We start from the raw sequence: 11,723 nt of genomic DNA on the forward strand, positions 1-11,723 counted from the left end.
CCGCCCCCTTGTTTTCTTGTTCTTTTCTCCCCCCCCCCCGCCCGCCCCCCCCCCCCCCCGCGCCCCCCCGCCCCCCCCCCCCCCCCCCCCCCCCCGGCCGTTCATCAAGCACGGCGGCGCAGCGCGGCCCGGACGCCGGCCACCGCGACGACCACCACCAGCACCGTCATCAGCACCGCGCCCGGCGCCTTGCTGAACCGGGCCAGGTTGGATCCGTCCGGCAGGGTGAGCGCCGAGGCGACAGCGCAGGGCGCCACGAACCAGACCTGGCGGGCCAGCGGCACCGCCGCTACCGCGAGCACTGTCAGCGGCCAGATCGCGTACCAGGGGTGGAAGACCGGGGCGAGCAGCACCGTGGCGGCGAGCGCCAGCCCCGCGCCGAGCAGCGCCACCCGGTGCCGGGCCAGCGTCAGCCGGGCCACCCGCTGCCGGGCGTCGTTGAGCCGCCGCAGCGCCGTCCACGCCCGCCACCAGAGCACCACCAGCAGTCCGGCCAGCAGCACCAGCGCGACCGCCCGGACCACAGGCACCGCCCGTGGCCGCTGCCCGGCCAGCTCCCCGGCGTAGTCGATGACGAAACCGACAGCCGTGGGCGGGGAGGTCCACTGCTGCGAGTCGCCGCTGTGGCCGAGCCCTCCCACCCAGCCCAGCCCGAGGCCGGTGGCGAGCGACACGACGAGCAGCGTGCCGAGCACCGACGCGGCCAGCTGCCCGCCGTCGCGCAGCAGCGCCCGCCAGGTGTAGCGGCCGTGCACGGCGGCGAGCGCCGCGAACGGCAGCGCCACGACCGCTACCGCCTTCACCGCCACGGCCAGGCCCAGCAGCACGCCGGCCACCAGCAACGCGCGTGGCCTGCCCGGCAGGCGGACCAGCACCAGCAGGCCGAGCAGCAGCAGCCCGAGCGCGAGCGCGTCGTTGTGCGCGCCCGCGACCAGGTGGATCCCGACGAGCGGGCACGCGAGCACCAGCCAGGCGGCCCGGCGGGTGGGCACCCCGGCGGCGCGGGCCAGGCCGGGCAGGCACAGCGCGGCCAGCAGCACCCCGGCCACCGCGACCAGCCGCAACGCCACTATCGTCCCGATCAGGCCGCCACCGGCGAGGACGGCGAGCCCGGCCAGCAGCACGAAGAACGGCCCGTACGGCGCCGGGGTGTCCCGCCAGATCGGCGACACCGACCCGGTCCACGGGCAGCCGGCCGCGGCGACACCCACCCGGTACGGGCTGAGCCCCTGCGTCCACGTCCAGCCCTGGCAGGCGTACGAGTAGACGTCGCGGCTGCCCAGCGGCGGCGCGGCAAGCAGCGGCAGCGCCCAGAGCCCGGCCGTCAGGTACGCCCACCGGCCGGACGGCGCGCCCCACCGCAGCGACCACCAGGCGCCGACCAGCAGCAGCGTCCCGGCCAGCCAGCAGCCGAGCGTCACCGGCCCGTGCGGTGCGGCCCAGATCGCGGCGAGCGTGCCGCGCGGGGGCGTGCCGGGCAGCGCGCCGCCGAGCCACCCGGCGACTGTGAGCAGCACCGCACCGGCGAAACCGGTGTATCGGGCGAGACCGGCGGCGACCGGCCGGACGGGTCCGTCGGGCTCGCTCACCGGCACACTCCTCAGTCCACGGGAACCGGCTGCCGACCCTTGCGAGCCGACCGTACCAACCACACGACCACCCCGATCACGAACAGGGTCATCAGCGGCGCACCGGGCATCTTGGAGTACCGGGCCAGACCGGTGCCGTCGGCCAGCACCAGGAACGACGACACCACAGTGACGATCGAGAACCACAGCGTGCGGTGCGCGGTGGCGGCGAGCACCGCCAGCGGCCACAGCCAGTACCAGGGGTGGAACAGCGGGGACAGCGCGACGGTGGCGGTGAGCGCCAGCCCGGCGTGCCAGAACGGCTCACCGCGACGCAGCGAGCGGAACCAGAGCCAGATCAGCACCCCGACCAGCACCACCATGCCGATCGCCCGGGTCACCGGCAGCGCGTCGACGTGCACCCCGAACGGCGCCAGCAGGTAGCCGACGGTCTGCCCCACCGCCGTCGGCGGCGAGGTCCAGGCCACCACCAGCCCGCCCTGTTCCAGGCCGCTGATGAACCCCAGCCCCAGGCCGGAGACGACGGTCACCCCGGCGAGCGCCGCGAGCGAACCGCCGACCACCCACCCGCCGTCGCGCACCAGCGTCCTGATCCGGTACGCCCCGACGATCGCGGCCAGCGCGGCGAACGGCATCACCACCAACGCGGTGACCTTGACGGCGGCGGCCAGTCCGAGCAGCGCCCCACCGGCGAGCAACGGTCCGGGCCGGCCCGGCCGGGCCGCGACCACCGCCAGCCCGGCCACGAGCAGGCCGATCATCAGCGCGTCGTTGTGCGCGCCGGAGACCAGGTGCACGGGCACCAGCGGGCTCGCCAGCGCCAGCCAGAGCGCGCGCCGCGGCGCCACCCCGCAGCGGCGGGCCAGCACCGGCAGCGCCCACGCGGTCAGCGCCACGCCGGCCACGGCGAGCACCCGGAACAGCGCGACGGCGGCGAGCAGCGAGCCGGTGGCCTCCACCACCGCGCCGGCGAGAAGCACGAACAGCGGCCCGTAGGGTGCCGGGGTGTCCCGCCAGATGTAGGAGATGGTGTCCAGCCAGGGACAGGGCAGCGCCGAGACGCCCTGCTCGTAGGGGTTGATCCCGGCCGAGAAGCTGGCGCCCTGGCACGCGTACGCGTACACGTCCCGGCTGCCCAGCGGCGGCGCGACAAGCATCGGCAGCAGCCAGAGCGCGACGGTGACCAGCACCCACCGGGACGACGGCACCCGGTCCCGCAGCGACCACCAGGCCCACGCCAGCAGCCCGGTGCCGACCAGCCACAACCCGATGATCAGCGGCCCGTTCGAGCCCTGCCAGATGCTGACCGGGGTGGGACGCAACTCGCCGTCGGGCAGGGCGCCGCCGAGGAACGCGGCCACGGCGAGCAGCACCGAGCCCGCCAGGCCGATCCAACGCGAGAGGTGGTGAGACACGCCCGACATGCTGCCAGTACGGTGGTTCGCGATCAGGAGGTGGGCATGCGGGGCGGTCGGGTGGTGGCGGTCTCCGCCGTGTCCGCGCTCGTCCTCGCCGTGCTCCAGCTCATCCTGCCGGCCACCGGCTCGGACCTGTCCGCGCAGGTCGCCCGCGCCGGCTTCTTCGCCGACCACGGTGCCGCCCTGGTCGACCTGCGCTGGTACGGCGGCGTGCACCCGTGGGGCTACAGCCTCGTCTCGCCGCCGCTGATGGCGCTGCTCGGGGTACGCCTCACCGGCGCGCTCGCCCTGCTCGCCTCCGCCACCGCGTTCGCCGCCCTGCTGGTGCGTACCGGGGTGCCCCGCCCGCTGCTGGGCAGCCTGGTCGGCGTGGTCACGATCGCCGGCAACCTGGTCTCCGGCCGGGTCACCTACGCCCTCGGCGTCGCGTTCGGCCTGGCCGCGCTGCTGGCGCTCACCATCCCCGCCCGCCGCACCCGCCTCGCCGCCGCCGCTGATCCCGCTGCCGAGCCGGCCGGTCCCAGCGGTTCCGCTGCCGAGCCAGTCATTCCCGGCGCTGCCGCTGCCGAGCCGGCCGGTCCCGGCGCTGCCGGTGGCGGCCGGAGCGTCTGGGCGGCCGTCGCCGCTGCCCTCGCCGCGCTGCTCGCCTCGGCGGCCAGCCCGGTGGCCGGACTGTTCGTCGGGCTCGCCGGTGTCGCGCTGCTGCTGACCCGGCGGTACGCCGGCGGCCTGCTGCTCGCCGTACCGGCCGCCGTACCGCTCGCCGTCACCGGGCTGCTGTTCGGCGAGGGCGGCTGGATGAACATCAGCACGGCCGACACAGTGCACGCCGTGGTGACGAGCCTGGTGGTGGCGGCCCTCGTGGCGTACCGGCCGGTGCGGGTGGGCGCGTTGCTGTCCGCGGCCGGAGTGCTGGCGTCGGCGCTGCTGCACACGCCGGTCGGGCTGAACGCCACCCGCCTGGTGGTGATGTTCGCGCTGCCGGTGCTGGCCGCCGCCGCGACGCCACCCGCATGGCTCACCGCGAACCGCCTCGGAGGCCGACTCGGCGCGGGCCGGGACGGCGCGGGCCCGGACAGCGAGGGCCGTCCCGACATCGGCCCGCGTGGCACGGGCCGACCCGGAGAGCGTCGACTCCGTCGGGTTCTCAGCGCGTTCGGGCTGGCCGCGCTGCTCGCGGTCGTCTGCTGGTGGCAGCCGCCGGTGGTCACCGCGGACCTGCGCAGCGCCGACGACCCGACGGCCGACCCGGCGTACTTCGCGCCGCTGCGCGCGGAACTGGACCGGCGCGGGCTCACCGGACGGGTGGAGGTGCCGCCGACCCGCAACTACTGGGAGGCGGCCCACATGGGGGACGTGCCGCTGGCCCGGGGCTGGCTACGCCAGGCCGACATCGACCGCAACCCGCTGTTCTTCACCACGGTGCCCGGGGCGTCCGGCACCGGCGTTCCGCTGACCCCTGTCACCTACCGGGACTGGCTGGCCGACAACGCGGTGCAGTACGTGGCGGTGCCCGACGCCGAGTTCTCCTGGGTGGGACGGTCGGAGGCGAAACTGGTGGAGCTGGGTCAGCCGTACCTGACCGAGGTCTGGTCGGACCGGCACTGGAAGCTGTACGCGGTGGCCGACCCCACCCCGCTGGTCGGCGCACCGGGTGAGCTGGTCCGCCAGGACGGCGCCTCGATCACGTTCCGCGCCCCCGCCGCCGGCCCGGTCCCGATCCGGGTACGCCACGACCGCTGGCTGACCGCCTCCAACGGAGCCACGGTCACCCCGAACGGCAAGTGGACCACGGTGACGGTCCCCCAAGCGGGCACCTACACCCTCACAAGCTGACCCAGACTAGAGATCTTGGTACAAAACGGCCCCCATAAGGGCCGTTCCCTTCCAAGATCTCCCGGCGGACCGCCTCGCTCCGTGACCACCCTCCCCTGTCCGTCGATCTTGAAGTTGCGGCCCCCAGGAAGCCGGATTCGTACCATTCGCCGGGGCGGAAAGTGCAAGATCGACGCCGAGGGAAGGTGGGGAGGGAGAGGGCGGGCCGGGGTCAGAGGGGGGACTCCAGGATTTGCTGGACGACTGTGCGGGAGTGGCGGCCGGTGCGCAGGTACTCGTCCAGGAACTCGCCCTGGTCCTCTCGCCCCAGCAGCCGCACCACGCCGGCCAGCTCCACCCCGTGCCGGGGCAACTGGTCCCCGGCCCGGCCGCGTACCAGCATCAGCGCGTCCCGTACCTCGGCGGCGAGCGTCCAGCCGGCGGCCAGCTCGGCGGCGTCGGTGGGATCGAGCAGGCCGGCGTCGCGGGCGGCGGCAAGGGCGTCGAGCGTACGGGTGCCGCGCAGCGCGGGCACCTGACCGGCGTACCGGAGCTGGAGCAACTGCACCGCCCACTCGACGTCGGCCAGCCCGCCCCGGCCCAGCTTGGTGTGGGTGGCCGGGTCGGCGCCGCGGGGCAGCCGCTCGGTCTCGACCCGCGCCTTGATCCGGCGGATCTCGATGACCTGCTCGCGGGTCAGCCCCTCGGCCGGGTAGCGCACCGGCTCAATCATCGCCTCGAACTCGGCACCCAGGTCGGCGTCACCGCAGACGTGCCGGGCGCGCAGCAGCGCCTGCGCCTCCCACACCCGGGACCAGCGCGCGTAGTACTGCGCGTACGCGGCCAGGCTGCGGACGAGCGGGCCCTGCCGGCCCTCCGGGCGCAGGTCGGCGTCGACACCGAGCGGCGGGTCGGGGGCGGGCGCGGACAGCAGCCGGCGCAGTTCCTCGGCGATGGCGTGCGCGGCGGCGCTCGCCGCGCTCTCCTCCACCCCGGGCGGCGGGTCGTAGACGAACAGCACGTCGGCGTCGGACAGGTAGTTCGACTCGTACCCGCCGAGCCGGCCCATGCCGATCACCGCGAAGCGCAGGCCGGGCGGTCCGGGGTGGACGGTACGGGCGGCTTGCAGCGCGGCGGCCAGCGTGGCGTCGGCGACGTGCGACAGCGCGGTGCCGACCGCCGTCACGTCCACCACTGTGGGGCGGCGTTCCCCGCCGCCGACCGGACGGGGGTTGAGCGGGGCGAGCGAACCGGCGCGGCTGAGCACGTCGGCGGCGGCGATCCGGACCAGCTCCCGGCGGCGCAGCGCGCGGACCGCCCGGATCGCCTCGACCGGGTCGTCGTGCCGGGCGGCGGCGGCGGCGAAGCCCTCGACGAGCGTCTCCCGTGGACGCGGGGTCAGTTCGCTGTCCTCGGCGAGCAGCCGCAGCGCCTCCGGTTCGCGGGCCAGCATGTCGGCCGCGTACCGGGAGGACGACAGCACCCGGGCCAGCCGGCGGGCCACCGGGCCGGAGTCGCGCAGCAGGCGCAGGTACCACGGAGTGCTGCCGAGCTTGTCGGACACCTGCCGGTAGTTGAGCAGACCGCGGTCCGGTTCGGGGGCGTCGGCGAACTCGTCGAGCAGCACCGGCAGCAGCGTGCGCTGGATGGCCGCGGTACGGCTGACCCCGCCGGTGAGCGCCTGGAGGTGCCGCAGGGCGCCGGCCGGGTCGGCGAAGCCGAGCACCTCCAGCCGGTGCCGGGCCGCCTCGGGCGTGAGGCGCAGCCCTTCGGCCGGCACCCGGGCCACGGATTCCAGCAGCGGCCGGTAGAGCAGTTTGGCGTGCAGCCGGCGTACCTCGGTGGCGTGGGTGACCCACTCGGCGCGGAACTCCTCGACGGCGCTGCGGCCCGGCCTGGCCACGTAGCCGAGCGCGGCGGCGAGCCAGCGCAGCGCGGCCGGTTCGGTCGGCACGGTGTGGGTACGGCGCAGGGCCTGGAGCTGGAGCCGGTGCTCGACGGCGCGCAGGAAGCGGTAGCCGCGCAGCAGCGCCTCCCCGTCGGCGCGGCCCACGTAGCCGCCCGCGACGAGCGCGCGCAGCGCCGGCACGGTGCCCGGTACCCGCAGCGACTCGTCGCCCCTGCCGTGCACGAGCTGGAGCAGCTGGACGGCGAACTCGATGTCGCGCAGCCCGCCCGGCCCGCGCTTGATCTCGCGTTCCAGCTCCTTCGGCGGCACGTTGTCGAGGATCTTGCGGCGCATGGACCGGACGTCCTCGACCGCCTCGGGGCGTTCGGCGGCGGTCCACACGAGCGGAGCCAGCGCGTCGGTCCACTCCTTTGCCAGCTCCAGGTCCCCGGCGGCCGGGCGGGCCTTGAGCAGCGCCTGGAACTCCCAGGTGCGGGCCCAGCGCTTGTAGTAGGCGAGGTGGCTGGCGAGCGTACGCACCAGCGGACCCCGGTTGCCCTCCGGCCGCAGTGCCGCGTCGACCGGCCAGGCCACCAGCCCGCAGATCTGGATGAGCCGGGTGGCGACCTGGGTCGCGGCGGGCAGGTCGTCGTCGGCCGCGGCGACGAAGATGACGTCGACGTCGGAGACGTAGTTCAGCTCGTCGCCACCGCACTTGCCCATCGCCACCACGGCCAGCCGGGGGCGCGGCGTGCCGTCGGGCAGCTCGTCGGCGGCGATGTCGTAGGCGGCGGCCAGCGTCGCGTCGGCCAGCCCGGACAGCGCCGCCATGGTCTGCTCCAGGCCGCGCCCGCCGGTCAGGTCGGCCGCCGCGATGCGCAGCAGCGCAAGACGGTACGCCTGCCGCAGCAGCGGGACCGCGCCGGTCATCGTGGTGAGCCGGGCGGCGACGCCCAGGTCGAGCCGGCCGTCCGCGGCGGGGGCGAGCCCGTCCGGCTCGGTAGCCAGCACCGCCCACTGCCCGGGGTTGGCGACCAGATGGTCACCGAGCGCGGAGGAGGCGCCGAGCACCGCGATCAGCCGGCGGCGCAGCCCGGCGTCGGCGGCCAGGGCGTCGCGTATCGCCGCCTCGTCGCCGGAGCGCCGCTCGGACTCGACCAGCCGGTGCAACTGGCGCAGGGCCAGGTCCGGGTCGGCGGCGCGGGACAGCGCGGCGAGCAGTTCGGCGGCACGCTCGTCGGCGGGTTCCTGGGTGTCGGGCCGCCACAGGGCGAGCCCGTCCGGGCCGAGCAGGTCCTCCGCCCGGCTGGCCCCGTCACCCTCGGCGAATCCGTAGCGGGCCAGGCGCCCGCGGGCCGGCCGGGTCACCGTCAGGCCCCGAGCAGCGGCAGGCTGCGGCGCGGGTTGTCGTCGCCGAGTTCGCCGAGCGCGAGCGCGGCGAACCGGATCGCGAACGGCTGCCACGCCTCCTCGACGTCGGCCATCACCCGGTCGCAGGCGGCCACCACCAGCTCCGGGTCGTAGCCCAGCTCGGCCAGCACGGCCGAGTCGCGGGACCACTCGGCGATCATCGCGGTGTCGCACTCGATGTGGAACTGCAACCCCCAGGCCCGGTCGCCGAGGCGGAACGCCTGGTGCGGGTAGCGGGTGGACGCGGCGAGCAGCGTCGCGCCGTGCGGCAGCTCGGTGATCTCGTCGGCGTGCCACTGGAGCACGTCGGGCATCAACGGCACGTACCGGAACAGGGGATCGTCCTCGGCGGCGTCGCGCCGCCCGACGAGCGCCGGCCCGACCTCCGGGCCGGACGGGCTGCGCTCGACCCGGCCGGCGTGCGCGGTGGCGAGCAGTTGCGCGCCGAGGCAGACGGCGAGCGTGGGCACGCGCTGGCGGACGGCCTTGCGCAGCAGCCCTTCCAGCGCCGGGAACCAGGGCGTGCCGTGGGCGCCGTCGGGCCCCGGGTAGGCCTGCTGGTCGCCGCCGAGCACCACGAGCGCGGCGTATCCCTCCAGGTCGGCGGGGAGCGCGTCGCCGGCGTGCGGACGCAGCACACGCAGCTCAAGACCCCCTTCGGTGAGCCACTCCCCCAGGCGGCGGAGGTCGTCGGTCGGGTCGTTCTCGATCACCAGCGCGGTCGCCACGACGTCGAGGCTAGCCGGTGCGCACGACACCGGCCGGTCCGGCAGGCCCTAGGCTCGCGATCGTGCCTGACGACTGCGTGCGCCCACCGGCTCTGCGTCCCGGCGACGCGGTGATGCTGGTGTCCCCGTCCGGGCCGACCCGTCCCGAGCGGGTGGCCCGCGGCATCGAGCTGCTCACCGGCTGGGGGCTGCGGCCGGTGCCCGCGCCGAACGCGTACGCCCGGCGGGGTTATCTGGCCGGCGACGACGCGCTGCGGGCCGCGGACCTGAACGCGGCGTTCGCCGACCCGGAGATCCGCGGGGTGATCTGCACCCGGGGCGGTTACGGCGCGCAGCGGGTGGTCGACCTGATCGACATGGCGGCGGTACGCCGGGATCCGAAGGTGGTGGCCGGCTTCTCCGACATCACCGCGTTGCAGTTCGCGCTCTGGCGGGGCGCCCGGCTGGCCGGGGTGCACGGGCCGGGCGCGGCGTGGCGCGACGAGCGCACGCCGATCCGCTCGGCGGAGTCGCTGCACGCCGCGCTGACCAGCACCGAGCCGGTGACGGTGACGGCGGTCGAGGCGGAGGAGACGTACCCGGTGCGGGTGCCCGGGCGGGCCGAGGGCCGGCTGATCGGCGGCAACCTGTGCCTGATCACCGCGTCGATCGGCACGCCGGACATGCCGGACCTGACCGGGGCGGTCCTGCTGGTCGAGGAGGTGCAGGAGCCGCCGTACAAGATCGACCGGATGCTCACCCACCTGCGCCGCTGCGGCGCGCTGGACGGGATCGCCGGGGTGGCTGTGGGTCAGTTCACCGAGTGCGCGGACGGCTGGGACACCACAGTCGTGGACGTGCTCACCGACCGCCTGGGCGACCTGGGCGTGCCGGTCCTCGGCGGCCTGCCGATCGGCCACGGCCCCGGCCAGCTGACCGTCCCGGTGAACACCCCCGCGGTCCTGAACGCCACAGACGGCACCCTCACTGTGACGTCCGCCGTCCGCTGACGCCGAGGCCCGGCGATCATGAGGTTGGCGGCAGTTCAGAGATCCACAACTGCCGCCAACCTCATGATCAATGCTGACTCGGGGTGAGGTGGGCCACGGCGCCGATCTCCAGGGCGGCCCAGACGGTGGCGTCGGGGGTGACGGTCAGGCCGTGGGGTTCCGACGCGGGGGTGGGCAGATCGTGGCCGGTGATGTGGCCGTCGGGGTCGATGTGGCCGATGCGGTTGGCGCCCCACTCGGTGAACCAGCAGCCGCCGGCCGGGTCGGCGACGATCGCGTGCGGGCGGGCCGCCCGGTCCGGCAACGGGAACTCGTCGATCCGCCCGTCCGGCGTGATCCGCCCGATCTGCCCCGCGACGATCTCCACGAACCAGAGCGCGCCGTCGCCACCCCGGGTGATGCCGACCGGCCCGGCCGCCTCGGTGGGCAGCGGATGCACTGTGACCCTCCCGTCCAGGCCGACCCGGGCGATCGCGTCGGCCTGGTTGAGCGTGAGCCAGAGCGCGTCGTCCGGCCCGGCCGCGAGCATCGACGGGAAGCCCTTCGTCACCGGCAGCGGGAAGGAGGTCACCTCCCGGCGGCGGTCACCCGGCCGGCCGTGTCGTCGTTCATGCCGGCGTACCAGAGCGCGCCGTCCGCGCCGACCGCCAGCCCGCAGGGGCCGCAGCCGGGCGGCAGCGCCACCGAGCCGGCCTCGCCGTCGACGGTGACCCGGCCCAGCCGGTCGTCGCCCGAGCGGGTGTACCAGAGTGCGCCGTCGGGGCCGCCGACGATGATCAGCGGACGGCTGCCGGGCGGGTCGTCGCGGTGGATCCGCACCTCACCGTCGAGGCCGAGCCGGGCGACGCCGCCGGAGCCGGCCAGCGTCAGCCAGAGCGCGCCGTCGGGCCCGACCGTGATCGAGTACGGCCCGGAGCCCGGCCCGGTGAGCGGGATCTCGCGGATGGCGGGCTGTGTCATCGAGTGGCCTATCGTCGGGTTTCGCCCAGCCTCTCGGGCGCTCACCGCCCCCGGCAACACGAATAATTCGGGCCTTCCGGGCGAGATTGCCAGCTCGCTGACAGGTTCGCCACGGGTGGCCCTCAGTTCCGGCGACCACTGTCGGTGACGTCATCGCACCACCACCGAACAGGAGAATCGCATGATCCGCACGATGTCGAAGAAGCACCTGCTGGCCGGCCTGGCCGCTGCCGGCGTGCTCGGCGTCGGGATCGCCGCCCCGACGGTGGCGCTCGCCGACGACAAGAGCCCGAAGCCGTCCTCCAGCGCCAGCACCACCGACCAGGGTGACGACCGCCGCCAGAAGCACGCCGACCGGCAGGCCGAGTTCGCCGAGGCGCTCGCCAAGGAGCTGGGCGTCCCGGCCGACAAGGTCACCGCGGCGCTGGAGAAGCTGCACGAGCAGCGCCAGGGCGACCGCCCGGAGCGGCCGGAGCGGCCCTCGACCGAGGACCGGCAGGCCGCGCTGAAGGAGCGCCTGGACCAGGCCGTCACCGACGGCAAGCTCACCCAGGAGCAGGCCGACGCGGTGCTCAAGGCCGCCGAGGCGGGCGTGTTCCCGGGCCCGGGCAAGCGCGGCCACGACGGCATGCCCGGCCACCACGGCAAGGGCGGCGACAAGGGCGGCCCGGAGGGCAAGGCCGACAAGGGCGCCGAGGCCGAGCAGGAGGGCCAGGGCGGCAAGTGACGTGGTGGCCCCGCCGCCCCTCACCGGCCGTTCCCTCCTCCTGGCCGGCGCCCGGCGGGGCCACCCACGCTCCCTCGGGCCGGGGGGGGGGGGGGGGGGGGGGGGGGGGGGGGGCCCCCCCCCCCCCCCCCCCGGCCGCGGCCGCCCCCCCCCGCCGCGGGGGCCCCCCCCCGCGCGGGGGGGGGGGGGGGGCGGGGAG

8 protein-coding genes and 2 pseudogenes are annotated in these 11,723 nt (G+C 75.7%); 4 read left to right on the forward strand and 6 right to left on the reverse strand.

Features of this window, described 5'->3' with window-relative positions; all coding sequences use genetic code 11:
* Window positions 1-104 precede the first annotated feature (104 nt).
* Window positions 105-1,589, reverse strand: coding sequence for a polyprenol phosphomannose-dependent alpha 1,6 mannosyltransferase MptB (mptB, locus tag ACGFIA_RS21290; protein WP_357475085.1), 1,485 nt, complete (start codon window positions 1,587-1,589; stop codon window positions 105-107).
* Window positions 1,590-1,600: 11 nt separating this feature from the next.
* Window positions 1,601-3,151, reverse strand: coding sequence for a polyprenol phosphomannose-dependent alpha 1,6 mannosyltransferase MptB (mptB, locus tag ACGFIA_RS21295; protein ID WP_357475097.1), 1,551 nt, complete (start codon window positions 3,149-3,151; stop codon window positions 1,601-1,603).
* Between mptB (ACGFIA_RS21295) and ACGFIA_RS21300 the strand changes: the two are divergent.
* Together ACGFIA_RS21300 and ACGFIA_RS21305 are read left to right on the forward strand one after the other, a co-directional pair.
* A pseudogene (locus tag ACGFIA_RS21300) lies at window positions 3,050-4,015 on the forward strand (hypothetical protein); the annotation flags it as partial. The gene mptB (ACGFIA_RS21295) and the pseudogene ACGFIA_RS21300 sit on opposite strands and share 102 nt — an antisense overlap.
* Window positions 4,016-4,168: 153 nt before the next feature.
* Window positions 4,169-4,843 (forward strand): annotated as a pseudogene (locus ACGFIA_RS21305) (hypothetical protein); the annotation flags it as partial.
* A 211-nt stretch (window positions 4,844-5,054) separates the two neighbouring features.
* On the opposite strand, the gene ACGFIA_RS21310 reads toward ACGFIA_RS21305, so the two are convergent.
* Together ACGFIA_RS21310 and ACGFIA_RS21315 are read right to left on the reverse strand one after the other, a co-directional pair.
* Complete coding sequence (locus ACGFIA_RS21310) at window positions 5,055-8,078, reverse strand: bifunctional [glutamine synthetase] adenylyltransferase/[glutamine synthetase]-adenylyl-L-tyrosine phosphorylase (protein WP_357380534.1); 3,024 nt, start codon at window positions 8,076-8,078, stop codon at window positions 5,055-5,057.
* Between the two features lie 2 nt (window positions 8,079-8,080).
* A complete protein-coding gene (locus ACGFIA_RS21315) occupies window positions 8,081-8,848 on the reverse strand; it encodes a type 1 glutamine amidotransferase (protein ID WP_393261567.1) in 768 nt (255 codons plus the stop codon).
* Window positions 8,849-8,961: 113 nt separating this feature from the next.
* On the opposite strand from ACGFIA_RS21315, the gene ACGFIA_RS21320 reads away from it, so the two are divergent.
* A complete protein-coding gene (locus ACGFIA_RS21320) occupies window positions 8,962-9,837 on the forward strand; it encodes an LD-carboxypeptidase (RefSeq protein ID WP_393261605.1) in 876 nt (291 codons plus the stop codon).
* 67 nt (window positions 9,838-9,904) lie between these two features.
* Here the strand turns inward: ACGFIA_RS21320 and ACGFIA_RS21325 are convergent, their stop codons facing one another.
* Together ACGFIA_RS21325 and ACGFIA_RS21330 are read right to left on the reverse strand one after the other, a co-directional pair.
* On the reverse strand, window positions 9,905-10,408 hold the full coding sequence (locus ACGFIA_RS21325; RefSeq protein WP_393261570.1) for a hypothetical protein: 504 nt from the start codon (window positions 10,406-10,408) through the stop codon (window positions 9,905-9,907).
* The gene (locus ACGFIA_RS21330; protein ID WP_393261573.1) at window positions 10,405-10,797 is read right to left on the reverse strand and encodes a hypothetical protein; all 393 of its coding nucleotides are present in this window, start codon (window positions 10,795-10,797) and stop codon (window positions 10,405-10,407) included. Before ACGFIA_RS21330 ends, ACGFIA_RS21325 begins: the two co-directional genes overlap by 4 nt.
* A 181-nt stretch (window positions 10,798-10,978) precedes the next feature.
* Here ACGFIA_RS21330 and ACGFIA_RS21335 point away from each other — a divergent pair, with 181 nt between their 5' ends.
* On the forward strand, window positions 10,979-11,524 hold the full coding sequence (locus tag ACGFIA_RS21335) for a hypothetical protein (protein ID WP_357475094.1): 546 nt from the start codon (window positions 10,979-10,981) through the stop codon (window positions 11,522-11,524).
* Window positions 11,525-11,723 lie beyond the last annotated feature (199 nt).

The sequence above is a fragment of the Micromonospora sp. NPDC049203 genome, assembly GCF_043197215.1.
Classification (GTDB): Bacteria; Actinomycetota; Actinomycetes; order Mycobacteriales; family Micromonosporaceae; genus Micromonospora.